A 26,943-nucleotide genomic window follows, 5' to 3' on the forward strand; every position below is an offset into this window, starting at 1 on the left:
GGAGGGCTTAAGTCCACGATCGCGAAAGGCCCCCGCAGAAACGGGGGCCTCAAACAGCAGCGCTTAGTTCTTGTGTAGGTCCTCGTTGAGGGCCACGGCCTCAGACTTCCAGTCCACGGCCTCGACGGCGCCGGTGACGGAGTTGCGGCGCAGCAGCACGCCGGAGACTCCGGAGAGCTTGGAGCCCTTTATGGTATCGCCCTCAGACAAACCGAGAGCCTGAGCAATCTTGCCAAAGACGGCAATCTTGGTGCCGGCGGTGACGTAAAGGCCGGCTTCGACGACGGCGTCGTCGCCAAGCGAAATGCCCACGCCGGAGTTCGCGCCGAGCAGGCAGCGCTCACCGATGGAGATGACCTCCTTGCCGCCACCGGACAGGGTGCCCATGATGGAGGCGCCGCCGCCGATATCGGAGCCATCGCCCACGACGACGCCCGCGGAGATGCGGCCTTCGACCATGGAGGCGCCCAGGGTGCCGGCGTTGAAGTTGACGAAGCCCTCGTGCATTACGGTCGTGCCCTCGGCGAGGTGGGCGCCCAGGCGAACGCGGTCGGCGTCACCAATGCGCACGCCGGACGGGACGACGTAGTCCACCATGCGCGGGAACTTATCCACGGAGTAGACAACGACCGGACCGCGGGAAGCGAGGCGGCCGCGGACCATCTGGAAATCGGCAACCGCGCAGGGGCCGTAGTTGGTCCACACCACGTTGGCCAGCTTGCCGAAGATCCCGTCCACGTTCAGGCCGTGAGGCTTGACTGCGCGGTGAGAGAGCAGGTGCAGACGCAGGTAAGCGTCGTAGGTATCGGCAGGTGCTGCGTCAAGGTCTGCAATCTTAGTCTCCACGGCGATGCGGGCGACGCCGCGCTCCTCATCGGGGCCAACCAGGTCAGCGAACTGCTGCGGAACCTCTTCCAAGCGCTCGGTGCCGCTGGCGTCTACAGAAATATCGGTGTGAACTGCCGGGAACCAAACGTCCAGGACGGTGCCGTCGTGGGTAATGGTTGCCAGGCCGCGTGCGGATGCTGAAGTCATAGGCTCACACCCTAGCAGCTACGCCTCGGCCGTGCGCCGTGAGTTACCCGGTAGTAGGTGGAAGATCACAACCAGGGCCACGGTCAGGATGAGGACGGCGAGGACTTGGTTGCGGGCGGAGGCGTCGAAAAGCATGAGGATTGTAAGGCCTACCAGCGCTAGGGCGGTGAGCCACGGCAGCCACGGGAAGCCCGGGACGCGCAGCGTGGTGAGCTCGCCGTTGGCCTGCATCTGTGGGTGCAGCTTGATATAGGAGGCCACGATGAAACACCAGATGACCAGCAGGCAGCCGCCAACCGCGTTGAAGAGGAAGGCCAACAATCCCGGCGGGTTCCAGTACTGCAGCACCACCGATGCAAAGGCGAAGATGATGGAGAGCACCACCGCAAAAATGGGGGAACCGGAGGTGTTCGTCCGAAGGAAGATGTGGTGCGCGCTATGGTCCTTCGCCATGTCATAGACCAGACGGGAGGTGGCGTAGATCTGTGCGTTGAAGGCAGAGAGCAGCGCTAGGGCGATGATGGCTTCCATGAATCCCGCAGCGAAGGGGATTTTCGCGGCGGCGAGGACCAGCGTGAAGGGCGAGTCCGCGGCGACGTCGGCGTCCTGGATGGAGCTGAAAGGCAATGCCAGCGTGATAACCAGGATGGAACCGATGTAGAAGACCATGATGCGCACGATGATGGCGCGCACCGCAGTGGCGACGTTGTGCGCTGGATCCTCGGACTCGGCGGCGGCAATGGTGACCAGCTCGATGCCACCGAAAGCGAAAGCCACGGCGAGTAGGCCGGCAGCAAAACCGGGGCCGCCGTTGGGCAGGAAGTTCTCTGTAAAGTTGTGGCCCGCCAGTGAGAGGTCCATTCCGGGCAGGATGCCTAAAGCCATGAGCACGCCGACGCCCAGGAAGGCCACGATGGTGGCCACCTTGATAATGGCGAACCAGAACTCGAATTCGCCGAAACCACCCACGGCGGCAAAGTTGACCACGGCGAAGAACACCACAGCCACCAAAGCCGGTATCCACGGATCGACCCCGAACCAATTCGAGATGATAGCCGCGGCACCGGTAATCTCCGCGCCCATCACCATGACCAGCATGAACCAGTAAATCCAGCCCAACGTAAACCTGGCCCACGGCCCAAAAGCCTGTCCTGCATAAGTGGAGAAAGCGCCCAGCGAAGGCCGCGCCGCGGCCATCTCTCCGAGCATCCACATCACCAAGGCGATGAGCGCGCCAGCTACCGCATAGGAGATGAGAACGGAGGTGCCGGACACCTGAATGCCTAGGCCCACGCCCAGGAAGAGCCCCGCACCCACCGCGGATCCGAGACCCATCATGGTGAGGTGGCGGGTTTTAAGTTGTGTGGCCGCTGCCATAGGGTGATCACCTTCAACGCTATTGATTGTTTGTAATGGGAAGTACTTTACGCAATGCGCTGAGCATCCGGGGGCGCTAGCATGGCGGGTTGTGACTTTAAATCTCTTCTCCGATCCCATCGAGCTCACTAAGGCCCTAGTGGATATCCCAAGCCCTTCCCATCACGAGGAGGCTATCGCCGACGCCGTCGAGGAGGCCCTGCGCGATCTGGACCAGGACACGGTGGAGGTGCAACGCTATGGCAACACCGTGTGTGCCCGGACGAACCGGGGTTTTGAAAGCCGCGTGGTCCTAGCCGGCCACATCGATACTGTGCCCCTGGCTGATAACGTCCCCCACACCATGTCGGAGGACGGGGAGATCATGTACGGCTGCGGCACCGTGGACATGAAGTCGGGCATGGCGGTCTACCTCAACGCCTTTGCACAGCTGTACAACTCCGATGATCTCAAACACGACCTCACCGTCATCGCCTACGAGGGCGAGGAGGTTGCCACCGAGTTCAACGGCCTGGGCCACCTGCAAAAGGATCACCCGGAATGGCTGAAGGGGGCCCTCGCTCTGCTGGGGGAGCCTTCCGGCGCCATGATAGAGGCCGGCTGCCAGGGCACCATTCGCGTGCGCGTTACCGCCCACGGGACCCGCGCGCACTCGGCCCGCGCCTGGCTGGGCTCCAACGCCGCCCACACCTTGGTGCCGGTGATGCTCAACGTGGCCAATTACCAGCCGCGCGATGTGGAGATTGACGGCTGCACCTACAAGGAGGGCCTCAACATCGTCCACCTCGAATCCGGCGTGGCCACCAACACCATCCCGGATGAGGCCTGGATGTTCGTCAACTTTCGCTTCGCCCCGGACCGCAGCTCCGAGGAGGCGCTGGCGCACCTGATGGAGGTCCTCGGCGAACACGAGAACATCACCGTGGAGGTCGATGACATCGCCGGCGCCGCCCTGCCCGGCCTGGGCCAGCCGGCGGCACGCGCGCTTGTCGACGCCGTCGGCGGCAACGTCCGCGCCAAGTATGGTTGGACCGACGTGGCCCGCTTTTCCGAGATGGGGACCCCGGCCGTCAATTTCGGCGCTGGTGACCCGGGATTTGCCCACAAGAAGGACGAGCAAGTGCCCGTCACCCAGATCGCCGAAGTCTCGACCGCACTCTTGAACTACCTGAAGGGATAAGACCACCATGACGCCTGAGCAACTGCGCACTCTGCGCGGACCTCTTCTCGTGCGTACTGCTGGAGAGCAGTCCTCCACCTTTGACCAACGGCTGCTGCAGTCCGGCGCGGATCACGAATGGCAGCACGCCGATCCCTGGCGCGTCCTGCGCATCCAAGGCGAGTTCGTGGACGGCTTCGACGCCCTGGCCAAGCTGCCGAAGGCCGTGACCGTCTTCGGTTCCGCTCGCACCCCGGAGGAGGATCCGAACTACCAGCTAGGTGTGGCCTTGGGCCGCCGCCTGGTAGAAGCCAAGTATGCCGTCATCACCGGCGGTGGCCCCGGCATCATGGAGGCGGCCAACCGCGGCGCGCACGAGGCCGGAGGGTTGTCTGTGGGCTTGGGCATCGAGCTTCCGCACGAGCAGGGCCTGAACCCCTACGTGGATCTGGGGCTTAACTTCCGCTATTTCTTCGCCCGCAAGACCATGTTCCTCAAGTACTCCCAGGCCTTCATCTGCCTTCCCGGCGGCATGGGCACCATGGATGAATTCTTCGAGGTCATGTGCATGGTCCAAACCGGCAAGGTGACCAACTATCCCATCGTGCTCATGGGTACTGAATACTGGTCCGGTCTGGTGGAGTGGATGAAGAAGACCCTGGCCGAGGGCGGGTTCATCAACCCCGAGGACCTCGATCTTTTCCTGGTTACCGACGATATCGATGAAGCCGTCGCCCACATCCTGGCCGCGCACAAGGTCATGTCGGACAAGCGCCTGCGGGAGCAGGAGAGCAAGTGACCCAAGCGCACAACCTCGCGCGGGTCATGGCGATTGTGAATCGCACCCCAGACTCCTTCTACGACAAGGGCGCCACCTTCGAGCTCGACCCAGCAATCCAGCGCGCGGAGCAAGCGCTTGACGACGGCGCCTCCATCATCGACATCGGAGGCGTCAAGGCCGGCCCGGGTCAGCATGTCGACGCCGCCGAGGAAATCGAGCGCGTCGTGCCCACCATCGCGGAGCTGCACCGCCGCCGCTCAGAGGCGCTGATTTCCGTGGACACGTGGCGCGCTGAGGTAGCAGAAGCGGCTATCGCCGCCGGTGCTGGTCTGGTCAATGACACGTGGGCCGGCTGGGACCCGGAGCTCATCGAGGTGGCCGGCCACCACAAGGTGGGCTACGTGTGCTCGCATACTGGCGGTGTCACACCGCGCACCCGCCCGCACCGCGTGCACTTCGATGATGTGGTTGCCGATGTCATCAGCGAGACCACGCGGCTGGCCGAGCGAGCCGCCGACCTCGGTTGCCCGGAGGAGCTGACGTTTATCGACCCCACGCACGACTTCGGCAAAAACACCTTCCACGGCTTGGAGTTGCTGCGGCGCATCGACGAGATCGTGGCGACCGGCTGGCCGGTGCTCATGGCATTGTCGAACAAGGACTTTGTGGGTGAGACCCTCGACCGCGCCGTGGACCAGCGCGTCGCGGGCACGCTGGCAGCGACGGCATGGTCGGCGGCACGGGGCGTGGCGGCCTTTCGGGTCCATGAGGTGGCCCCGACTCTCGACGTCATCCGCATGACCGCCGCCATCCAGGGCCAGATAGCTCCCTTGGCCACGACGCGGGGGCTAGCCTAAGCCATGACCGACAGCGTTTCTGTGGTTATCCCTGCGCTCAACGAGGAGCGCACAGTCGCGCACGTGGTGCGTGCTTGCCTGGCGGATGATCCTCTAGAGGTCATCGTCATCGATGCAGACTCGAGCGATGAAACTGCGGCTGAGGCGCAGGCGGCAGGGGCTCAGGTGCTCAATTGGCGGGAGATCCTGCCTGAGGAGCCCCGCCCCGGCAAGGGCGAATCCCTCTGGCGCGGCGTGGCGGCAGTTGAGGGCGACATCGTCGTCTTCATCGATGCGGACCTAGAATCCGCCGCGCCCGGAATGGTTTCCGCGCTCACAGAGCCTTTCATCGATCCGCACATTCAGATGGTTAAGGCGCGTTACCAGCGCAGCTTTCAAGGAAAGCCTACCGGTGGCGGGCGCGTGACCGAGCTGACCGCCAAGCCGCTTTTGCGACAGTTCTTCCCAGAGCTCGCACACATTGACCAACCACTCGGCGGCGAATACGCCTTAAGACGCGCGGCCGCCATGGAGCTGCCGTTCGTGGAAGGGTACGGGGTGGAAGCGGGGCTGCTGATAGACGTCGCCAAGCGCTATGGCCCCTATGCCCTCGCCGAGGTTGACCTGGGCACCCGCACCCACCGTAACCGACCATTGGAGGAGCTGGCCCCGATGGCCGATGTGGTTGCGCGCACCATCCTGTCCCGTGCTGGCGTGGTTGGGCCTGTTGCCCAAAGGCCACCATTGCTGGGTAGGATTTAGCGCATGATGTCCTGGATTCTTCTTATCGTTGTGCTCATTGCCCTCATCATCATCGGCACGTGGGCGTGGGGAAGCTTCGTGGGCCGGGGGCCTGTCATGGGCGCTCCCGACAAGGCCGTGGATACCGATCGGGAGAATCTTCGGGCCCTCGAGGAGGGGCGCTTCGATGACCTGCGCTTTGACGTGGTTGCGCGCGGCTACCGCCAGGACCAAGTGGATGCCCTGTTGGCGGCAGTGGAGCGCCATTGGGGTGCCAAGGCGGCGTCATCGGGCGAACCTTCAGAACCTTCGGTTCAGGCCTAGGCCGAGCCTACAGCGACGAGTCTGCCGCCGGCAGCCGAAAAAGAGCTAGACTAGAAGGACGTACAAAATACAGTCGAAGGAGACTCAATATGGCAGCGATGAAGCCCCGTACCACTGGTGGAGAGATGGAAGCGGTAGAGGAGTCCCGCAAGATCGTCATGCGCATTCCTTCTGACGGGGGTGGACGCATTGTTATTGAGCTCAGCAAAGAAGAAGCAGCGGAGTTGGGTTCACTCCTCGTAGCAGTTTCTAGCTAGTCTAGGGAGCATGCTTTCACATATCGTCGATATTCTGGCCGATCCCGCCGATGGCAGCGCCCTTGAGGGCGCGGATGATTTTTCCCGCCTCGTGTCGGAGACCGGCCATTCCTATGACGTGGCCAAGCAAGGCTACGTCACGTTGGCAGCTGGTGCGGGTCTGAAGCATCAAGGTGACGATGCCGCGATGGTCACCGCCCGTGAAACCTACCTGGCGATGGGGCATTTCGCGCCCTTCGTGGAGGCAGTCACTGGAGCGGTGCAAGATTCTTTGGAGAGTCAGGACGCGGCTCAGCAAGCAGGCCTCAATGAGGACACCGCCCCCTCGCTCCTGGAGGTAGGCGCTGGCACGGGTTACTACCTGGCGCACACGCTCGATTCGATCGAGGGCGCTCGCGGCGTGGGCCTCGATATCTCTACGCATGCGGCTAAACACCTGTCAAAGTCGCACGAGCGCGTCGGCGCTGTGGTTGCGGATGTGTGGGAGCGCCTGCCCTTGAAAGATGATTCAATCCATGCCATCTCGGTGGTCTTCGCGCCGCGCAATCCGGCGGAGTTTCAGCGCGTTCTCGCACCCGGCGGGGAGGTCATCGTGTTGACCCCGCAGTCCGGTCACCTGGATGAGCTGCGAGAGCCGCTGGGAATTCTCGGCGTGGAAGAAGGCAAGGTGGATCGCCTCTACACGCAGGCGGAAGGGTTCCTTAAGCAGGCAGCGGATCCGGTCGATATTTCTTTCCCCATCGTCTTGGACAAGGCGTCCATCGCCGCGCAGGTAGGGATGAGCCCCTCGGCGCGCCACATTAGTCCGGAAGAGCTGGCAGAGCGCATGGCCTCCTTGCCGCAGACGTTGACTGTGACGGCCCACGCCCGTCTGGATCGTTTGCGCTCGGCCTAACTCATCGCTTGCGCTCGGCTTCTCATTGCCAGCCCTTGCTTTTCAGCCCCGGGGAACGGCCCTTCTTTCTTCGGAACGTCCCTTTTCTCTCCGGAACGACCCTTCGCGCTCACCGGCAATGGGTCCGTCGGAAGTTTTAGCTCCTCCGTGAGCGCGAAGGGCGGGGCGGCCTGTGATGCAACCACCCCTGGGCCTGTTTGCTCACTGTGATCTGGAGCTTGCGCTGACGCGCTGGCTATTTCGCTGAACCCTTGCCTCGAAGCCACCCATCGAATTCTCCCCTCGCGCTCACCAAGAGCCTCAATCAGCCGTCATGACCGCTCCCGGTGAGCGCGAAGGGCGGAAGTGGAGCGAGTGGAACTGATGAGTCATGCGCGAGAAAAGATGACCGCGGGCACAGGGGCGCTACGGGTCTGGTACTTCACAGTGGGCCCACACACAAAAGGAGGCCCAGTCGCCCTGGGCCTCCTTCTATAATCGTCGTTCGACGCTCTTAAGAGAGCTTGGTGCCCTTCCTGTTCCAGGACTGCTCAATAGTGGCCTCGCCCTCGGTGCTGACCTCGATAGCGGAGCAACCGCCCTCGAAGTAGACGCGGGAGCTCATAGCCACCAATCCACCGTCTACGAACACCTCAACGCTGGCACCGTCCTGAATGACGGTGAGGGTATCCGAATCGCCCTCGGCCAGCTTGGCCACTGCTGGCGCGGACTCCTTGAAGTAGTTGTCGAAGGCCTTCGACATGGAGCGATCCAAACTGATTTCCTCGCCCGTGTGGCGGATGACCGCAGCGGCGTCACCGGAGCCGTCCTTCAGCGTGACAGTCACGCTCGAGCCCGCCGGCACCTCCAATACGCCTGTCCAAGACCGTGCGTAGTCCGAGAGCTTCACAGCATCCGGCAGCCCCTCCGCCGGAGTCTGGTAGAGCACACCGCCCTGCAGCGTGACTGCACGTGGCAGTGACAAGCTATTAGCCCAGTCCTCAGCCTCCCACGTGGGGTGCTTGGTAGCGTCATCACCGCGGCCATTGCCATTGAGCAGGCCGAGGATGACTGCGCGGTCGTAGCGGCGCTCCTGCGGAATCGTTCCGGTCGTGGTGTTGGTGTTGCGTGGCCGGGAGAAGTCATGGCCATAGTCCACACGCTGGAAACCTCGTGCCACGGTGAACACGGTGCCGTCGAGGCGGCCCACGATGTAGCCAGAAACGTCGCGGCCCTCGCGCTCTAAGGTGACGAAGAGGACATCGTAGATTTCCCTATCTACCTCGTCACGAAGGCGCACCAAGCGCGGTGACACCACCGGCGGGATGGGGGAGGTAGCCGGGACCTCGCCGTCTTCGAAGCCAGGGTCGCCGTCGAAGCTCAAGGGCCCAAGAAGAGTCCAAGATTCGCCATTGGGGCTGTCCAGAATTACCGGCATAGGGGCATCGGAATGACCGGTCAGCGCCAGCATCAGCCAGCCATCGTGTCCCTCTTCGCGGTCTTCCTTGGCCCAATCCGGGACCACGGAAGGCGAGCGGAAGCGGTCATAGTTGGTGTGGGCGCCCACGGCCTCCCCAAAGCGGACGACATCCGGATCGAGCGCAGAAGGGTCATCAGACACGATGCATTCATCGGCGTAGTCGGTATACCGCGCCAAGCGCACGCTGGTGCCCACCGAGGTTACCGAGGTGAAATAAAGGTTGAGGGCGTCCTTGCCCTCCGCCACTGAGCCTGCGCGTAGTGACAGCTCGCCACCGACGGGGGCGAGGACGTCGTCGCAGTCCAGCCACGCGAAGGCTGTTTCCTCGGAGGTGGAATGGCCCCAGCGCGCAGGCTGGCCAGCGTCAGGGCGGTACTGGTGGAACAAGTGCCAGGTATGACCGTCCCGGACGATTCCCGCGGGGGCGTCGAGGATCCCGCTATCGGGAACGAAGTGAAGTTCTGGGCGATGGTGCGTTTCTTTATGCGTCACGGCAGTCCTTCCTACATTAACGAGCGGTAAATGTCCACGGTCTGCTGCGCGATGGTGGCCCACGAGAAGTCCTCGATGGCGCGCTGGCGGCCCGCAGCACCGAAGCGTTGTGCCAGCTCTTTATCGGCAGCAACGCGGTTCACGGCGGCGGCAATATCGGCCTCAAAGGTCGCGTCGTCATCTGCGTCATAGTTGACCAAAACACCAGTTTCGCCGTCGACAACGACCTCGGGGATGCCGCCCACATTGGACGCCACCACGGCGGTGCCACAAGCCATTGCCTCAAGGTTGACGATTCCCAAAGGCTCATAAATTGAGGGGCAGACGAACACGTCGGCGCCGGAGTAGACCTGCTTAATCTCCTCGCGCGAGAGCATGTCCTTGACCCAGAACACGCCGTCACGCTGGGCGCGTAGCTCCTCCACGAGGGCCTCGGTCTCCGCCGCAATCTCCGGCGTATCGGGTGCGCCGGCACACAGCACAAGCTGAATGTCTTGGTCAAAGTTCTGGGCGGCTTTCAGCAGGTGCTTCACGCCCTTCTGGCGGGTGATCCGACCCACGAAGGCGGCGATGGGACGCTGCTTGTCGACGCCCAACTTATCCAGCACCGCCGACTCACCCGGTTGCCATACCTGGGTATCGATGCCGTTGAGGACCACGTGGACCTTGTCGGCGTCGATGCGGGGGTAGGCATCCAAGATCGAGTCTTTCATTCCGGCCGACACCGCGATGACGGCGTCAGCGTACTCCATGGCGTTCTTTTCCGACCACGAGGAGATCTCATAGCCACCACCAAGCTGTTCGCGCTTCCACGGGCGGTGGGGTTCGAGCGAGTGTGCGGTGACCACGTGGGGGATGCCGTACAGGCGGCTGGCAAGGTGCCCACCCAGTCCCGTGTACCAGGTGTGGGAGTGAGCCACATCAATATCGGAGGCGGCGTTGGCCATGCGCAGCCCTGTGGAGAGTGTCTGCAGCGCGGCGTTAGCCTCCTTCAATGAGGGATCAACGCCATGCACAAACACATCCTTCTCGTCGCGCTCAGAACCCATGCAGTGAACTGAAACATCGATGATCTCGCGCATGAAGCGCGTGAGCTCTGCAACGTGGACGCCCGCTCCGCCATAAATCTCCGGCGGATACTCCTTAGAAAAAATTCCGGCTCTCATAATCGCCAGAATACGGATTATCCACAGCTCGCGCTAAACCTTGAGAGGCCATGTGGCACGTTGGCCCGCGGGGGAGGCGAGAGGCAATCAAAAGGGGGTAAAAACAAGCACTCTTCGACTGCGCGATCCAGAAAACGTCTATAGATTGGGTGATGTGAGAAGCCTTCCAAATGTCCTTGCCATTGTCCTTGCCGGCGGTGAGGGAAAGCGCCTTTTTCCTCTGACGGAAGACCGCGCTAAGCCCGCCGTTCCGTTCGGTGGTTCCTATCGCCTGATCGATTTCGTGCTGTCCAACCTTGTCAACGCCGGTTTCCTCAAGATTGCGGTGCTGACCCAGTACAAGTCCCATTCTCTGGACCGTCATATCTCCCAAGCGTGGAACCTGTCTGGACCCACCCCGCAGTACATCGCCTCCGTGCCGGCTCAGCAGCGCCGCGGTAAGCGTTGGTACAACGGTTCGGCCGATGCGATCCTGCAGTCGCTAAACCTGATTTATGACGAAAAGCCGGACTATGTCATCGTTTTCGGCGCCGACCACGTCTACCGCATGGACCCGGCCCAGATGGTGGAAGAGCACATCGCCACCGGTCTGGATTGCTCGGTGGCGGGTATCCGCGTCCCGCGCTCGGAGGCTTCCGCCTTTGGCTGCATTCAGGCGGATGGGATGGGCACGATCACGGAGTTCGTCGAGAAGCCTGCCAATCCTCCGGCGACCCCGGATGATCCGAACATGACCTATGCCTCCATGGGCAACTACGTCTTCACCACGCAGGCGCTTATCGACGCGTTGCTGGAAGACGAAAAAGATGAGGATTCCGCTCACGATATGGGCGGCAACATTATCCCTTACTTCGTGAAGCGCGATCAGGCGCATGTCTATGACTTCATGGCTAACGAAGTTCCCGGCTCCACGGAGCGTGACCATGGCTACTGGCGTGATGTTGGTACCATCGACTCCTTCTATGAGGCGCACATGGACATGATTTCGGTGCACCCAATCTTCAACCTGTACAACCGTTCGTGGCCTATCCACTCCACGGATGATTCCAACTTCCCGCCGGCGAAGTTTGTGCAGAACGGTATTGCGCAGTCCTCGATGGTGGCTCCGGGCTGCATCGTCTCCGGCGGTACGGTGCGCAACTCCGTCTTGGCTTCGGACGTGCACGTGGCGGATGGGGCGACGGTGGAAGGCTCCGTCATCCTTCCCGGCGTGCGCATCGGTCGTGGCGCGGTGGTCCGCCACGCCATCCTGGATAAGAACGTGGTTGTTAGTGACGGCGCAATCATCGGTGTGGACCGCGAACGCGATGAGGAGCGCTTCAAGGTCTCTGAAGGCGGAGTCGTGGTTGTGGGCAAGAACGTAAAGGTCTAAGCCGCGCTATTTCTGTCCTAAAGCGGGCGTGCGGGTGGTGTGATTGCCACCTTCGCGCCCGCTTTTGTGGTGCTTGGTGGACTAGAGCTTGGTGATGAGCGTCAAGCCCGCACCGTAGGGCAGGCGGGTGACGGCGGCGCCGTCGAGGGAGCGAGCAAACTCGTCGGCCTCGCGGGCGGCGGCGGTGTCGCGGTCGGTGCGGGAGGGGTCGGCCACGGTGCCGTCGAGAAGCGCATTGGCCAACACCAAGGTGCCGTGCTGATGGAGCAGAGGCCACGCTGCCTTGAGAAGCGCAGGCATGTCGAGGGCGGGAACCTCGGCGTAAATCACCTGGTATGTGTCATTAGCCAAGCGGCCCATGATGTCGAGGGGGCGGGAAGGAAGGAAGCGCCCGCGGCTAGGGGAGTAGCCAGCATCGCGGAACGCCCGCTTGGCGCTGGCCTGGTGCTCGGCCTCTGGGTCAATGCAGGTCAAGATACCGTTGTCCGGCATCCCCGCCAACAGGTAAAGGCCCACGACAGAGGCAGCGGGGGTAATCGCCACCGCTTGGGGGCGGGAGGCGGTACCGGAAGAAACCGCGGCGAGCGTGCTGAGCAGCTGGCCGGTGGCCTCATCCGGCGAAGGCAGTCCGTACTCCTCCGCGTGGGCGCGGGCGGCGGCGAGCACCTCAGAGCTCTCGCTGGTGGATTCGATATAGGTTCGCATTGCGTCATAAGCCGTAGTAGTCACAATAGAAAACCATAGTGAACTCGCTGCAGCTGCGCGCCGAGAATCGCCCGCGATTGTCCTCTCCGTGTGGCACAAGAAGCGCATGTAAGAGGAGTGACGGATTCACAGGCTGCTCACAGTGCGCTGGCTGGAGTTTCGGCCCGCACTATAGAATGATGATCCTCATGACCACACAGCAGCGCAGTGTTGAGCCCGCTCAAAGCACTCGTGATTCTTCTTCCACCGTCAGCTCTTCCGAAAACGCAGAAGCCCAAAAGCTGACCGGAACCGCAGCGTTCGACGCTGGTCAGGGTGATATGCCCTCTTGGGGTGAACTCGTTGCCGAACATGCTGATGGTGTCTACCGTTTGGCCTACCGCCTCTCCGGTAACCAGCATGACGCTGAGGATCTTACGCAGGAGACTTTCATGCGTGTCTTCCGCTCCTTGAATAAATACCAGGCCGGAACCTTTGAGGGCTGGCTGCACCGCATTACCACGAACCTCTTCTTGGACATGGTCCGCCACCGCTCCAAAATTCGCATGGAGGCCTTGCCGGAGGATTATGAGCGTGTCCCCGGCACTGACATGACCCCGGAGCAGGCCTACTCGGTGGCTAACCTCGACCCGGCGTTGCAATCGGCACTGGATAACCTTGCGCCTGATTTTCGTGTTGCGGTGGTGCTCTGTGATGTCGTTGGCATGAGCTACGACGAAATCGCCGAAACCCTTGGCGTGAAGATGGGTACCGTGCGCTCTCGAATCCACCGCGGCCGCTCCCAGTTGCGCGCCGCATTGGAAAAGGAAGCGCAGACCAACGCGGACACCCGCAGCCTGCTGCGCACGCGCTAGACTGGGCAGCGTTTAGCCTTAGGACTGCGAAACTCGCAGCTAAGTGAAGGTTGAGAGTACGCGCTGAGTGGAGGTGACGTTGTGGTGAAGGAATCAGGGCATAAGAAGTCCTCGGGGGATCAGGATCATGGCCACTCCCTAGGCTTGTCCGGATTCTTTACTGAGGCCCAAGCCAAAGTCCGCGATAAAGCCAAGTCACGCGCGCAGCGCGCGGATACGATCGGCCACTTGGGGCCCGAGGCGGTCGTCGCCTTTGTCGATGGTGAAATGCCGGCCAAGTATGCCCACCGCGTGCGCGTTCATCTCGTGCACTGCGCGGAGTGCCGAGCGGACATTCACCACCAGCGCAATGCCGCCGAATGGATTCGGGAATGCAGCGTGGATTCCCACGTCAAGGCGCCGGATTCCCTCATGGCTAAACTTGCGGGTATTGCTAATCAGGGCGCTGGGCCTGGGCCGGACGCGGAGATGCCCGCCCATCGGCCTCGCCAAGACTTCCTTGACAAGGTGGAGATGGTTGTGCGCGCCATCCGGCATAACCAGCGGGGCTGACTTATAAGCCCCGAAGCCTTCCGCGTGCCCGTCGCCCTGTCACCATTAGCGAAGTAGTTAAGATAGTTTCGTGTTTTCCTCAATTGGTTGGGTAGAGATCCTTGTCATTGTGCTGCTGGGTCTGGTGATCATCGGCCCCGAGCGCCTGCCCGGTGTGATTATGGACGTGCGTGCGGCGATTTATGCGGCGCGCAAAGCAATTGCCAACGCTAAGGCGGAGCTCAACGGTGAGATGAGCGGTCTCGGCGCGGAGTTCGATGACCTTCGCGTACCTCTGAGCCAGGCGGCGGAGTGGACACGCATGGGGCCGCGCGGGGTTATCACCAAGGCGCTTTTCGACGGCGACGATTCCGCCTGGGACGATTTCAACCCGAAAAAGATGGCTGAGGACATCAAGAAGAGCACCAGCCCGTACGAGCACGACGCAGAAGTAAACAACCAACCCGCGCCGCAGAGACCAGCGCAGCCCGCGCCACAGGAGAACCCCGCGCGGCCGACGTTTGATTATTCGCAGGTCTACCCAGACCTGGGTGCGCAGCAGTCCGTGGAAGAGCGAGCGACTAACAAGAAAACGACGCAGCCCCCGCGCGGCGGGACTACACCCACCGGCGAGGGCAGCTCCTCCTGGGAGGACGTCACCTAAGACCCGATTAGTTCTTGCGGGTCACGCCCAAACCGAGCTTCTTGCCCACGAGTGAATCGGAGCGCACCGCAATGGAATCCGCCACCTTGGTGATGGCTGCGGTAGCGGGGGAGTCGGGCGCAGAGATGACGATGGGGGTTCCGGCATCGCCAGCCGCGCGCAGGCTCGGATCGAGCGGGATGCTGGCCAGCAGGGGAACCTCGTGGCCCAGCAGCACACTGAGGCGCTCGGCCACCACGCTGCCGCCACCGGAGCCGAAGATATCCATCGTGGAGCCGTCCGGCATGACCATCGCGCCCATGTTCTCAATCACGCCGGCCACGCGCTGGCGCGTTTGCTGCGAGATGGAACCGGCGCGCTCGGCCACCTCGGCCGCGGCCGCCTGCGGGGTGGTGACGATGAGCAGCTCGGCGTTGGGGATGAGCTGGGCCACCGACAGAGCCACGTCACCAGTACCCGGCGGTAGGTCCAGCAGGAGCACGTCAAGATCACCCCAGAAGACGTCCGCGAGGAACTGCTGGAGGGCGCGGTGGAGCATGGGCCCGCGCCAGACGACGGGCGCGTTACCCTCCACGAACTGGCCAATCGAGATGTGCTTGATGCCGTGGGAGACGGGGGGAAGCAGCATTTCGTCGTCAAGCACTGTGGGGCCCGCCGTGGAACCCAGCAGGCTGGGCACGGAGTGGCCGTAGATATCGGCGTCGACGATGCCGACCTTGAGGCCCTTGTTTACCAAGGCAGCGGCCAAGTTCACCGTGACGGAGGACTTACCCACGCCGCCCTTGCCGGAGGCCACCGCGAAGACGCGGGTGGTGGACTCGGGCTTGGCAAAGGGGATCTCCGGCTCGGCCTGTCCGCCGCGCAGCTTCTGCTTGAGCTCTTTACGCTGCTCATCGCTCATCGGTGTCATGGAGATGGTGATCTCGCCGACCCCGTCTAGTTCGGAAACGGCTGCGCGGGTATTGGACTCGATGGTGCTCTTCATCGGGCAGCCCGCGATGGTGAGATAAAGCTCGATATCCACGTCCGAGCCGGTGACGGTCACGGACTTCACCATGCCAAGCTCAGTGATGGGGCGACCGATTTCTGGGTCATCGACGCGGGTGAGCGCGTCGCGAACGGAAGATTCAGTAATAGCGCTAGTCATAACCCGCACCAGTCTAGTCGCCCGTGGCTGAGGAGAGCCACACCGCGTCAGGGCAATGGGATGTGTAAAATTCAGCCAGATGCTGCGCCTGAAGCGCTGCAGCTGCACAGTAGTGACATGTTGTGGTTTATGTCCTGCTCCATGTCTGGTTTAAGAGAAAGAATGCGCCCTATCTTGATGCCCCGCGAAACCTCACGTTCCCGAACCTTCTCCCGCGTTGCTGGGGTGGCCTTGGTGGGGGTTGTGGGGGCGTCGCTCAGCGCTTGCTCGGGATATGAGCCCAAGCCAGATCCCAAGCCTGTTGCATCGGCGCCAATCACCATCATGATTGACCCGACATCCCATAAACAGCGTGTTTTGGCGGAAATCTACCGCCAGACCCTCCGCGATGAGGGGCGTGCGGCCACCGTTTCCCAGGAGCCAATGATGGTCCGGCGCGGCGGTGAACACGTCAGTGGGGTAAGCACGAACGGAAACTTCTTCGTTGGCTGTACGGGCGAATTTTTAAACGTCTACAACCCGGTGGAGGCCCGCGAGATTTCAAAGGACTATGTGGCCGCCAAGGATGAGGGGACGAAGGACGTGGATTTCCTGGAGCGCACCCACGTTGCGCTCATGGCGTCGATGCCTCCGGAGATGTCCGTGGTCGAGCCCGCCGGCGCTGAGGGCTGCCCTAACTCCAAGCCGGAACTGCCGCAAAACTACGTCGTGGTCTACCAAGACGGGCTTTTTAACCGCGATGAGAAACTAGAGATCGCGTCCTTTACCAAATTCCTGACGACGCAGGACCTCGATGAAGTCGTTGAGGAGGTGGAGGAGTCTGAGGATTTCGAGGGCGCCGTGCGCGCCTGGATGGAGGCCAACCTCTCGCAGAACCTCAACGAGGAGGGCGACTCCAATTCCTCCGGTGGCTCGGATTTGGTTCACGAGGAATCCTAAACGGTTGCGCCTACCGCTTGATCGTGTGCTTCGCATGACGGTGGGCACGCTGTGCTTGGCGACGTCTCCCCGTGCCCTACATGCAGAAACCTAGTCCTGTCTCATAGGGTGGACGGTTCAGCGAATTTTCAGCTTTTAAAATGCTGTGAACTGTCGTCAATAAATGGCTGGTGAGTAGGTATTTTTCCTTGCTTTTCTCCTCTTTGGTAGGTATTATTTTGAACGATAACCTGTCTATTCCCTGTCTGTTCTCTCGGGTATTTGTGGGGAGAGCGCTTGGCAAGCCCTAAGACCAACGCTTTCCCGCGGGGGGCGAGGCAGAGTTTTGCATTGGAAAGGTCTATTGAAATGAATGCACAAAGCAGTAGTTCGCCCCACCGTCGCGCCTCTCGCAGGGGAGTGGCCGCTCTCTCCGCCATTACTCTCGCGCTCAGTGGGCTAAGCGTCACGTCTTTTAATACTGTGTCCCCCGAGGCCGCAGCCGCAACGCTGACTGGCGGCATCCGCGATAAGTCCGGCGCGGTGGAGAAGGGCAAGCAGAAGGCCTCGGACCTGCCGGCTGGTTCGTGTGTGATCAATGAGAATTCCCCAAGCGGCAGCCAGGCGGGTTTTACCTGGTATACCGTGGAACCGAGCTCGGGTACGCCTGTTGAAAAGCAAAAGGATTGGGGTCTGAGCCTATCTTTTGACAACTCGCAGGACCGTACGTTCGCGGATTGGGGTTTTACTAATGCTGGAAACTTGGGAGCCGTACTGAATGCTGGCTCAGTTTCCTCGAAGGACCCCGGAGAGACCCCTCTTGGTGATTTGGGGCCTGCCACTGCGAAGGCCGATGAAAGCATCAGTATTACGGCATCACGTACTCAGAGAAACCTGAATCTTTACGCCGACCTGACCGAGGAAGAGGTCACACAGTTCGCTGAGGCCGGTAAAGATAACCCGGTGCGCTACGTCTGGCAGAGCAAGTACACGAAGGAGAATCCCAACGGCCTGAAAGCGACTCAGGGCCCCAATGCCCTGTACACGGCTGTCGTGAACCCTTGGCCGAGCGAGAACATCGAATGTAACCCGATTACGGTCTCGTGGGAGAGCTTCGAAAAGCACGTCATCGTCCCAGGGGAAGAGACCAAGGTCGGTCACATCAACGTTCCGGAAGTTGTTAACGGCGGCACGGACGATTCAATGTCGCGCATGCTTGTGGAAGCTTACGACGGCAACGGTAAGTTCATTGGAACTACGGACCCTGCAGCGTCTGGCGGCGAGCAGAATCTACGCATCGACGACAACGGTGACATTTACTTCACGTGGCCTGAGTACCGCGGTACCGACCTGGCAACTGACAAGAACGTGAACTTCTCCGTTCTGGCGAAGCCGCGTACCGTCGATCAGCTTCAAGCTGCTGTCGAGAATAACAATTTCGGAGGTGGTCAGGCCTTCGAAAGCTCCAACTCGCTGACGCGCTACAACAAGGCGAACGTCATCGACTCGAAGGCGTTCTCCCTGGACGACACCGAGTACCACACCCCGAAGTACGACAAGACCGACGCCTCGATCATCTCCGGCGTCGATAGCGCCACCGGGCCGCTGGCTACCGAGCCACAGAAGGTTACCTTCACCCAGACCCCGGACCTGATCAGGGACCTAGCGAAGAAGAAGGGCGAAAAGGGCTTCGAAGCCAAGGTCAAGCTGGATGAGAAGTACGTCTACGAGGGCTGGACTGTTGAGACGGACGAGGACTACAACGTCACCGTCACCGCTCCAGAGGAGCCAAAGCCAGGCACCTTCGCTCGTCCGAAGGTTATTGTGGAGTACTCGAACGGCTCCACCGATGAGCTTGAGTTGCTCGTAGTCGTTGAACCGAACCACACCCAGGTCACCGACCTAGTGCGCCCAGGTATTTCGAAGGGCAAGGTGGGCCAGAGCATTACGGCTCAGGTTGGCACCAAGTCCATCATGAAGGGCCATGGCCCGGTTCACCCCGCGAAGTTTGAGGTTGACCCGGATACCGTTCCGGATGGCTGGACCGTTACCGTCGATGAGACCGGTAGGGTTACCGCGAAGGCAGACGAAACCGTCCCGCCGGGCAGCATCATCACCCCAAAGATCAAGGCCACCTACCCGGATCAGACCACCGATGAGATTGAGACGCAGTTCCAAGCCATCGTGGACATCAAGATCCCCGACTATGACACGGTGACCAACAAGCCGACCGCAAAGGTGAGCCTCAAGCCGAAGCTCCCGGAGCGCGGCCTGAGCGGTAACACGAACGATGAAGCCCCGAAGCGCTACACGTTTGAAGGCGGCAAGACCGAGTACACCGTCACGGATGACAGCGGTACGTGGACCGTCAAGATCGATGAGAACACTGGTGAAATCACCACCACCATCCCACGGACAGCGCCCGAAGGATACATCCTGGACGTTCCGGTTCTTGCCTACTACGACAACACCGCTAAACCGCAGCAGGTCAAGGGCACCGTTGTCGTGCTCAAGAGCGACATCGCCCCTACCTACGACGTACAGGTCACAGGCCCGAACCAGTCTGTGGAGCACCATGTTGAGGACGCCCCGAAGGGATCGAAGTTCTCCTTTGGTAAGAACGACGATGGATCGCCGATCACCGAACAGGATGTTGACGGTTGGAAGTACACGATCGACCCGAAAACTGGCGTGGTGACCTCCACTCCGCCGGCGGATTCCAAGCCGGGTGAGCAGAAGACCATCAGCGTCACGGTTGAAACCCCAGACGGATCCACCCCGAAGGTGCCCGTGACCACCGTGGTGAAGCTGACCAACAAATGGGAGGCCGATCCAACCTACCCCGAGGAAACGGTCTACCCGGGTGACACTGCGAAACTGCCGGTGACGATTGAGAAGCCGGACAACGTCAACGTTGCGAAGGAAAACCCCTACAAGTTGGGTAAGGTTCCGGCAGGTTGGACCGTCAGCATTGATGACAATGGCCAGATCACCGCAACCGCACCTAAGGATGCCAAGCCGGGTGACCAGGTCAAGATCCCGGTTACTGTGACTTACGAGGATGGCTCCACGGACACCGCTTACGGTGTTGTGAACGTTGTTGACGTTCCGACGCGCGAAGTTCCGTTTGACGTCGTCTACAAATACGACGACACCGTCCCGGCCGGTACCTACACGGTTGAAACCGAAGGCAAGGCGGGCTCGGAGAAGCAGAACAAGGACGGTAGCTGGGAGCGCACCAAGGCGCCGGTTAATGAGGTCGTTGTCGTCGGCACCAAGCCTGCCGAGAGCGCCAAGGACGTGACCTGGACGGTCCCGATTCCTTTCCCGACTGAGGTTCGCGAGAACCCGGACCTGAAGCCTGGTGAAACCCGTGTTGTCCAGGAAGGCGCGGACGGCGAGAAGACCTACACCGCTAAGTTCACCGCTAAGGGCGACAAGGCCGAGGTAGCTGAGGAAAAGACCACCAAGGAACCGGTCAAGCGCATCATTGAGTATGGCCCGGGTCTGGCCCCGAGCGAGCTGGTGACCAAGACCGAGAAGCCGATTCCGTTTGAGACCAAGGTCGTCTTCGATGACACCCTGGAAGAGGGCAAGCAGGTCGTCGATCAGAAGGGCGAGCTCGGCACCGAGGTTGAGACCTCCACGCAGAAGCTTGTCGACGGCAAGCCCTCCGGCGACCCAACCGTCACCACGGAGCGCACCAAGGAGCCGACCGAGCAGATCATCCGCGTCGGTACCAAGACCACCGGTGAGCACACCGAGACCTACAAGGCTGAGGCCCCGTACAAGGTTGTAGTGAAGTATGACCCGAACATGCCTGCTGGCGAGTCAAAAGTGACCACCAAGGGTGAGCCGGGTGAGAAGACGGTGACGATCAAGCGTGACATCGTCAACTCCAAGCCGGGCGATCCCAAGATCACCGAAGAGATCACCAAGCAGCCTGTCGACGAAGTCATCACCGTTGGCACCAAGCCGTCTGAGGCCTCTGAGAAGGTTACGTGGACCGCTCAGGTTCCGTTCGATGTTGAGACCCGTCCGAACCCGGAGTTGAAGCCGGGTGAGATCAAGGTTGTCCAGAAGGGTGTTCCGGGTGAGAAGACCTACACCGCGGACTTCACCGCGAAGGGCGACCAGGCAACGGTGACCCCGGAGGAGAAGCAGACCAAGGCTCCTGTCAATGAGATCATCGAGTACGGCCCAGCGCCCAAGGACACCTCTGTGGTGACCAAGGTTGAAAAGCCGGTTCCGTTCGAGACCGAGATTGTCTTTGACAACACGCTGAAGGAGGGCGAGCAGGTCGTCGACAAGCAAGGCGAGCTCGGTAGCGAGACCGTCACCTCCACTCAGAAGATCAAGGACGGTAAGCCGGATGGTGAGCCGATTGTGACTACTGAGCGCACCAAGGAGCCGAGCAACGCGGTGATCCGTGTTGGCACCAAGACCGAGGGCTCTGAGACCTCCGAGTATGAGGTCGATGTGCCGTTCGAGACCGAGTTCATCTTCGATGACACGATGGAAGCCGGTACCCAGGAGACCGTCCAAGAGGGCAAGCTGGGCAAGGACAAGGTCACCACGACGAAGACCATCGAGAATTCGAAGGTTACTGGTACGGAGACCACCACTAAGCGTGTTAGCGAACCAGTCAAGAAGATCGTCAGGATAGGCACCAAGGGTAAACCTGCATCCACGGTCATTGAATGGAATGAGCACACTCCGTTCGAGGTTGAGGTCCGCGTTAACCCTGCGCTGAAGCCTGGCGAGACCAAGGTTGTCCAGCAAGGCAAGCAGGGTGAGATTAAGCACACCGTCACCGTTAACGCTGAGAACGGTGAGGCGACGAAGGATGAGTCCACTGAGAAGATCAGTGATCCGACCACACACATCATCGAGGTTGGTCCTGCGACCCACCACGAGACTGTGCTGACGGATAAGCACAAGGAGAGCACTCCGTTCGACACCATCATTGAGTATGACCCGAACCTGGAAGTTGGCAAGGTTGTTGAGGACCAGGCAGGCGAATTTGGTGAGAAGGAAGTAACCAAGACCTGGAAGCTCAAGGACGGCGAGCCGGAAGGCGATCCGGAGACGTCTGAGGAAGTCATTAAGGAGCCGACCCCGCGCAAGATTCGTGTGGGTTCCAAGTGCAAGTGCGAAGTGCCGACGGACGACCCGACAGTTGCTCCCACCGACGATCCGACGGTAGAGCCAACCGAGGACCCAACCGAGGACCCAACGGAAGACCCGACCGAGGACCCAACCGAGGACCCGACAGTAGAGCCGACTGAGGACCCGACAGTAGAGCCGACTGAGGACCCGACGGTAGAGCCGACTGAGGACCCGACGGTAGAGCCGACTGAGGACCCGACAGTTGATCCCACCGAGGACCCGACGGTAGAGCCGACTGAGGACCCGACGGTAGAGCCCACCGAGGATCCGACAGTTGATCCCACCGAGGACCCGACAGTTGATCCCACCGAGGACCCGACAGTTGATCCCACCGAGGACCCAACGGAAGATCCAACCGAGGACCCAACGGAAACCCCGACCGAAGAACCTGAAAAGCCTGGTTCCTCTACTTCGAGCATCCCGGACCTCAGCGGCCTGTGGCCGCTCATCCCGCTATTGATTATCCCGCCGGCACTGGCCCACTTCTTCAAGCCTTCGCACATTCCGGAGTTGCCGACGAAGCCGGTCAAGCCGGTTGAGCCGGTGAAGCCGCAGCAGCCGAAGGTGCCGGAAGCTTCGGAAGCGCCGAAGGCGCCGAACACGGAAGCACAGCCGACGCCAACGCAGAACCAGAATGCTCAGCCGAACCAGGCCAGCCAGCCTGGTACGACCTCGAGCACCCCGGCCTCTGCTAAGAGCACCTCGTCTGGCAAGCTCGCCAACACCGGTGCCAACGTCCTAGGCCTCATTGGTGTGGCTTTGGCGCTCATCGCTGGTGCAGCGTTGATTCTGCGTCCTAGCCGCCGCAAGGATTCCTAAGACCTAGGTTTCCTTAGGGGGCTTGGCCAGCCCCAAGGCAGTGGTTGAGTGAACCACGAGCAAACGCCCGAGCAAAAGCTCGGGCGTTTCTTTTTACGCAATCGCACTGCGAGGTCCAGATACGCCTTCGAAGTTCGATGCTGGCATTGAGCAAGGTTTGTCAGCTTTCGTGGTGTTGCGCCCCTCGACCGGAACTGAGCAAGATTGAGGGCCCGCTGTCCTGTCGGCCGAAACGCTGAGAACCGCCGGGGCCTTAGGACTCTTGTGTGCGTCACCCTTCGCGCTCACCGGGAGCACTAGTGGTCGCTGATTGATGTCCCCCTGTGAGCGCGAAGGGTGGGCGGGGGAGACGTAGGCGTGTGCGGCGCAGCTGTTGGGTTCCCTGCGGGCAAGAAGAAGCCCCGGCCACCGCACTCGTTGTGAGTTCGTGGTGGCCGGGGCCTTGCTAGCGTCGCTGTGCTTGGGGACAGCCGCTGGGGCTTAAGCGCCTTTAGACGTCGAAGGCTTCCTCTAGCAGGTTCTTCTGCTCAATCTGGTGAACCTTCGCGTTACCAGTAGCAGTCGAGGACTGCGAGCGGCGGGAGACGCGGACCATCTCCGGCATATCCGGGATGAGCTCACGCAGGTGCTCGTTGTAGAACGGCCACGGACCTTGGTTCGCCGGCTCGTCCTGCACGAAGCGAATCTGCGTTGCGTTCGGGTAAGCCTCGAAAGCCTCACGCAGACGGTTGAACGGAATCGGGTGGAGCATCTCCACGCGGATGATAGCGATATCGTCGCGGCCGTCGGCCTCCTTCTTCTTTGCCAGCTCCCAGTAGAGCTTGCCGGAGACCAGCATGATGGTCTTGACCTTGTCCGTATCGCCGACCTTCTTGCCGTTGATGTCAACGAAGTTCGGGTCGTTGATGACGGACTGGAACTTCTTGACCTCAGTGAAGTCCTCCACGGAGGAGGTTGCAGCCTTGTTACGCAGCATAGACTTCGGGGTGAAGACCACGAGCGGGCGCTTCATCTCACCAAGTGCCTGGCGGCGCAGCAGGTGGAAGTGGTTAGCCGGGGTGGACGGCTGTGCCACAGTCATGGAGCCCTCAGCGCACAGCTGGAGGTAGCGCTCGATGCGGGCCGAGGAGTGGTCCGGGCCCTGGCCCTCGTAGCCGTGGGGCAGCAGCAGGATCAGGCTGGACAGCTGGCCCCACTTGGCCTCACCGGAGGAGATGTACTCATCGATGATGGTCTGAGCACCGTTGGCGAAGTCACCGAACTGTGCCTCCCAGGCCACTACAGCATCCGGGTTACCCACGGTGTAGCCGTACTCGAAGCCCATGCCGGCGTACTCGGTTAGCGCGGAGTTGTAGACCATGAACTTACCGCCATTGCCCTTGGCCTCAGCCAGGTGTGCAACCGGGTTGTATTCCTTACCCGTGTGCGGGTCGAAGGCCACTGCATGGCGCTGGGTGAAGGTACCGCGGCGGGAATCCTCACCGGCCAGGCGCACGACCTTGCCGGAGTTGGCCAGGGAGCCAAAGGCGATGAGCTCGCCCCAACCCCAGTCGATGCCGCCTTCGCGGGAGGTCTTCTGGCGGTCCTTGGCAACCTTGCGAACACGCTTGTGGTACTCGAAGTCCTCTGGCGGGGTGCCGTAGGCATCGCCGATCTCGGCGAGTTCCTCGGCAGTGATGGAGGTATCCAGACCGCGAGTCAGCTCCTGGGAGGAGGTAATACCGGTCTGCTCCTTCGGACCAGCCTCTTGCGCCTTCTTGTGCTCGGTGAAGACGGATTCCATCTGGTCGTGGAAGTCGCGTGCAGCTGCCTCTGCCTCTTCATCGGAGAGGTCGCCGCGGCCGATGAGCTCCTCGGTGTAGCGCTCGCGGACGGACTTGTGGTCATCGATGATGTCGTAGAGCAGCGGCTGGGTCATCGACGGGTCATCGGCCTCGTTGTGGCCGCGCAGGCGGTAGCAGACGAGGTCAATGAAGACGTCCTTGCCGAAGCGGCGGCGGTACTCGGTGGCTAGCTTGCCCACCCAGACAACTGCCTCGGGGTTGTCGCCGTTGACGTGGAAGACCGGGCAGTCGAAGCCCTTGGCCAGGTCGGTGGCGTAGTGCGTGGAACGGCCGGAGTCCGGGGTGGTGGTGAAGCCAACCTGGTTGTTGACAACTACGTGGACGGTACCGCCGGTGGTGTAGCCGCGCAGCTTGGACAGGTTGATGGTTTCCTGGACCACGCCCAGGCCGGTGAAGGAAGCATCGCCGTGGAGCATGATCGGCACGACGGTGTGGCCCTCCGCGCCCTTGTCCAGGATGTCCTGCTTGGCACGTGCGATACCTTCCATGACCGGGTCAACGGCCTCGAGGTGAGACGGGTTAGCGGCCAGGGTGACCTTGATTTCGCCGTCACCAAACATCTGCAGGTGCTCACCCTCAGCACCCAAGTGGTACTTCACGTCACCCGAGCCGCCGAGCTGGCCGCCCTTGTAGTTGCCGTCGAACTCACCGAAGATATCTGCCAGCGGCTTGCCCACGATGTTGAAGAGCACGTTGAGGCGGCCGCGGTGCGGCATACCGATGACGACCTCGTCGAGGTCCTGGCCAGCGGCGGTGTCCACGATGGAGTCCAGCAGGGCGATGAGGGACTCAGCGCCCTCCAAGGAGAAGCGCTTCTGGCCCACGTACTTGGTCTGCAGGAAGTTCTCGAAGGCTTCAGCCGCGTTGACCTTCTGCAGGATGTACTTCTGCTCAGAATTGGTCGGCTTCGGCATGCCGGCCTCAATCTGCTCCTGCAGCCAGCTGCGCTCATCACGGTCCAGGATGTGGGCGTACTCGGAGCCGACCTTGAGGGTGTAAGCGGAGCGCAGGCGGGTAACCACCTCACGCAGCGTCATGGTCTCCTTGCCGCCGAAACCGCCGACGTTGAAGGTGCGGTCCAGATCCCAGATGGTCAGGCCATGGGTAGCCAGGTCGAGGTCGCGGTGATCCGGCCAAGGAAGGCCCGGCTGCTTCCAGCCCAGCGGGTTGATGTCAGCCAGCAGGTGGCCGCGGGAGCGGTAAGCCTCGATGTACTGCAGGACGCGCGTGTTCTTGTCGACGCCCGTGTTGGGGACGTCGGCAGCCCAGCGGAAGGGCTGGTAGGGAACGCCCAGGGACTCGAAGAGCTCGTCCCAGAAGGCGTCGTCCAGAATGAGCTGGCCGATGGTGCGCAGGAACTCACCAGACTCAGCGCCCTGGATAACGCGGTGATCATAGGTGGAGGTGAGGGTAACCAGGCGTCCGACGCCCAGGTCTGCCAGACGGTCCGCGGAGGTGCCGGCGAATTCAGCCGGGTAGTCCATGGAGCCGACACCGATGATGGCGCCGGAACCCTTGGTCAGGCGGGCGATGGAGTGACGGGTGCCAATGCCGCCCGGGTTGGTCAGGTTGATGGTGACGCCGGAGAAGTCATCCATCGTCAGCTTGTTCTTGCGGGAGCGGTCAACGATGTCCTGGTAGGCATCGATGAACTCGGAGAAGGTCTTGTTCTCCGCCTCCTTGATGGCAGCCACGACGAGGGCGCGGGAACCATCCTTCTGCGGGAGGTCGATGGCCAGGCCCAGGTTGACGTGCTCCGGCTGGACCACGGTGGGCTTGCCGTCCTTGATTTCGTAGCGCACGTTCATATCCGGGTGGATCTGAACGGCCTTGACCAGCGCGTAGCCCAGGATGTGGGTGAAGGAGATCTTGCCGCCGCGGGTGCGCTTGAGGTGATCGTTGATCATCGCACGGTTTTCCCACATAAGCTTGACCGGGATGTCGCGCACGGTGGTGGCGGTGGGGATCTCCAGGGACTCGTCCATGTTCTTGGCGATTGCCTTGAACATGCCCTTGAGTACGCGGGAACCCGGCTCCGGTGCGTCCTTGATGCGGTCCAGCGGGGACTCGGACTTCTTCTCCGCTTTCTTTGCGGACTTAGCGGCCGCGGCGGAAGCCTTAGAGTCGCTCGGTGCCTTGGCACCCGGTGCGGCAGGGGACTTCTCTGCAGCCTGTGCCGCACCCTTCTTCTGTGCGGGGGTGGTGGCCGGAGCGTCCGCAGCCTTGGACTGTGCGGCCGACTTCGGTGCCCCGTTGGCCTCAAAGTACTCGCGCCACTCCTTGTCTACGGAGTTCGGGTCCTTTGAGTACTGCTGAAACTGTTCGTCAATCAGCCACGCATTCGGGCCATAGATGCTCGAGTTGCTCACGGCAGATGCTCGCCTCTTTCTGTGCTTCT

General features: G+C 61.4%; 20 protein-coding genes. 13 read left to right on the forward strand and 7 right to left on the reverse strand.

Annotation, left to right across the window (positions count from 1 at the left end):
• Positions 1 to 63 precede the first annotated feature (63 nt).
• Together dapD and ACUY3D_RS01065 are read right to left on the reverse strand one after the other, a co-directional pair.
• Positions 64 to 1,035 carry a 2,3,4,5-tetrahydropyridine-2,6-dicarboxylate N-succinyltransferase gene (dapD, locus tag ACUY3D_RS01060; RefSeq protein WP_154762025.1) on the reverse strand — a complete coding sequence of 324 codons (972 nt, stop codon included), beginning with the start codon at positions 1,033 to 1,035 and terminating at the stop codon, positions 64 to 66.
• Positions 1,036 to 1,053: 18 nt separating this feature from the next.
• Positions 1,054 to 2,412, reverse strand: a complete 1,359-nt coding sequence (locus ACUY3D_RS01065) for an amino acid permease (RefSeq protein WP_154762026.1) — start codon at positions 2,410 to 2,412, stop codon at positions 1,054 to 1,056.
• Between the two features lie 91 nt (positions 2,413 to 2,503).
• Here ACUY3D_RS01065 and dapE point away from each other — a divergent pair, with 91 nt between their 5' ends.
• The 7 genes from dapE (at position 2,504) to ACUY3D_RS01100 (ending at position 7,405) form a co-directional block, all read left to right on the forward strand.
• A complete protein-coding gene (dapE, locus tag ACUY3D_RS01070; protein WP_269948520.1) occupies positions 2,504 to 3,592 on the forward strand; it encodes a succinyl-diaminopimelate desuccinylase in 1,089 nt (362 codons plus the stop codon).
• Between the two features lie 7 nt (positions 3,593 to 3,599).
• Positions 3,600 to 4,370, forward strand: coding sequence for an LOG family protein (locus ACUY3D_RS01075; protein ID WP_154762027.1), 771 nt, complete (start codon positions 3,600 to 3,602; stop codon positions 4,368 to 4,370).
• Between the two features lie 26 nt (positions 4,371 to 4,396).
• The gene (folP, locus tag ACUY3D_RS01080) at positions 4,397 to 5,209 is read left to right on the forward strand and encodes a dihydropteroate synthase (RefSeq protein ID WP_154762078.1); all 813 of its coding nucleotides are present in this window, start codon (positions 4,397 to 4,399) and stop codon (positions 5,207 to 5,209) included.
• Between the two features lie 3 nt (positions 5,210 to 5,212).
• A complete protein-coding gene (locus ACUY3D_RS01085) occupies positions 5,213 to 5,950 on the forward strand; it encodes a glucosyl-3-phosphoglycerate synthase (RefSeq protein ID WP_154762028.1) in 738 nt (245 codons plus the stop codon).
• A 3-nt stretch (positions 5,951 to 5,953) separates the two neighbouring features.
• Positions 5,954 to 6,253: a DivIVA domain-containing protein gene (locus tag ACUY3D_RS01090; RefSeq protein WP_070530397.1), complete on the forward strand. Its 300-nt coding sequence runs from the start codon at positions 5,954 to 5,956 to the stop codon at positions 6,251 to 6,253.
• Between the two features lie 89 nt (positions 6,254 to 6,342).
• Positions 6,343 to 6,510 carry a DUF3117 domain-containing protein gene (locus ACUY3D_RS01095; protein WP_010187237.1) on the forward strand — a complete coding sequence of 56 codons (168 nt, stop codon included), beginning with the start codon at positions 6,343 to 6,345 and terminating at the stop codon, positions 6,508 to 6,510.
• A gap of 10 nt (positions 6,511 to 6,520) precedes the next feature.
• A complete protein-coding gene (locus ACUY3D_RS01100; RefSeq protein ID WP_070624806.1) occupies positions 6,521 to 7,405 on the forward strand; it encodes a methyltransferase domain-containing protein in 885 nt (294 codons plus the stop codon).
• Positions 7,406 to 7,898: 493 nt separating this feature from the next.
• Here ACUY3D_RS01100 and ACUY3D_RS01105 read toward each other — a convergent pair whose 3' ends face one another.
• Both ACUY3D_RS01105 and glgA read right to left on the reverse strand, forming a co-directional pair.
• Positions 7,899 to 9,356 carry a GH32 C-terminal domain-containing protein gene (locus ACUY3D_RS01105; protein WP_269948521.1) on the reverse strand — a complete coding sequence of 486 codons (1,458 nt, stop codon included), beginning with the start codon at positions 9,354 to 9,356 and terminating at the stop codon, positions 7,899 to 7,901.
• Between the two features lie 11 nt (positions 9,357 to 9,367).
• The gene (gene glgA, locus ACUY3D_RS01110; RefSeq protein WP_070624808.1) at positions 9,368 to 10,522 is read right to left on the reverse strand and encodes a glycogen synthase; all 1,155 of its coding nucleotides are present in this window, start codon (positions 10,520 to 10,522) and stop codon (positions 9,368 to 9,370) included.
• 154 nt (positions 10,523 to 10,676) lie between these two features.
• On the opposite strand from glgA, the gene glgC reads away from it, so the two are divergent.
• Positions 10,677 to 11,894 carry a glucose-1-phosphate adenylyltransferase gene (gene glgC / locus ACUY3D_RS01115; RefSeq protein ID WP_144014923.1) on the forward strand — a complete coding sequence of 406 codons (1,218 nt, stop codon included), beginning with the start codon at positions 10,677 to 10,679 and terminating at the stop codon, positions 11,892 to 11,894.
• 81 nt (positions 11,895 to 11,975) lie between these two features.
• On the opposite strand, the gene ACUY3D_RS01120 is transcribed toward glgC, so the two are convergent.
• Entirely contained in the window at positions 11,976 to 12,623 is a 648-nt protein-coding gene (locus ACUY3D_RS01120) for an O-methyltransferase (protein ID WP_250223753.1), read from the reverse strand.
• A 164-nt stretch (positions 12,624 to 12,787) separates the two neighbouring features.
• Here ACUY3D_RS01120 and sigE point away from each other — a divergent pair, with 164 nt between their 5' ends.
• The 3 genes from sigE to ACUY3D_RS01135 all read left to right on the forward strand — a co-directional run bounded on the left by sigE (position 12,788) and on the right by ACUY3D_RS01135 (position 14,648).
• Positions 12,788 to 13,453, forward strand: coding sequence for an RNA polymerase sigma factor SigE (gene sigE, locus ACUY3D_RS01125; RefSeq protein WP_154762030.1), 666 nt, complete (start codon positions 12,788 to 12,790; stop codon positions 13,451 to 13,453).
• Between the two features lie 81 nt (positions 13,454 to 13,534).
• The gene (locus tag ACUY3D_RS01130) at positions 13,535 to 14,005 is read left to right on the forward strand and encodes an anti-sigma factor family protein (RefSeq protein WP_250223754.1); all 471 of its coding nucleotides are present in this window, start codon (positions 13,535 to 13,537) and stop codon (positions 14,003 to 14,005) included.
• A gap of 70 nt (positions 14,006 to 14,075) precedes the next feature.
• Positions 14,076 to 14,648 carry a twin-arginine translocase TatA/TatE family subunit gene (locus ACUY3D_RS01135; protein WP_070597111.1) on the forward strand — a complete coding sequence of 191 codons (573 nt, stop codon included), beginning with the start codon at positions 14,076 to 14,078 and terminating at the stop codon, positions 14,646 to 14,648.
• A 7-nt stretch (positions 14,649 to 14,655) separates the two neighbouring features.
• On the opposite strand, the gene ACUY3D_RS01140 is transcribed toward ACUY3D_RS01135, so the two are convergent.
• Entirely contained in the window at positions 14,656 to 15,795 is a 1,140-nt protein-coding gene (locus ACUY3D_RS01140; RefSeq protein WP_269948522.1) for an Mrp/NBP35 family ATP-binding protein, read from the reverse strand.
• Positions 15,796 to 15,957: 162 nt separating this feature from the next.
• Here ACUY3D_RS01140 and ACUY3D_RS01145 point away from each other — a divergent pair, with 162 nt between their 5' ends.
• Complete coding sequence (locus tag ACUY3D_RS01145) at positions 15,958 to 16,734, forward strand: hypothetical protein (protein WP_070562912.1); 777 nt, start codon at positions 15,958 to 15,960, stop codon at positions 16,732 to 16,734.
• A 348-nt stretch (positions 16,735 to 17,082) separates the two neighbouring features.
• Positions 17,083 to 22,701, forward strand: a complete 5,619-nt coding sequence (locus ACUY3D_RS01150) for a G5 domain-containing protein (RefSeq protein WP_448240167.1) — start codon at positions 17,083 to 17,085, stop codon at positions 22,699 to 22,701.
• A 490-nt stretch (positions 22,702 to 23,191) separates the two neighbouring features.
• Here ACUY3D_RS01150 and ACUY3D_RS01155 read toward each other — a convergent pair whose 3' ends face one another.
• Positions 23,192 to 26,914, reverse strand: a complete 3,723-nt coding sequence (locus ACUY3D_RS01155) for a multifunctional oxoglutarate decarboxylase/oxoglutarate dehydrogenase thiamine pyrophosphate-binding subunit/dihydrolipoyllysine-residue succinyltransferase subunit (protein WP_101736295.1) — start codon at positions 26,912 to 26,914, stop codon at positions 23,192 to 23,194.
• Between the last annotated feature and the right edge of the window lie 29 nt (positions 26,915 to 26,943).

Source organism: Corynebacterium guaraldiae (genome assembly GCF_053480195.1).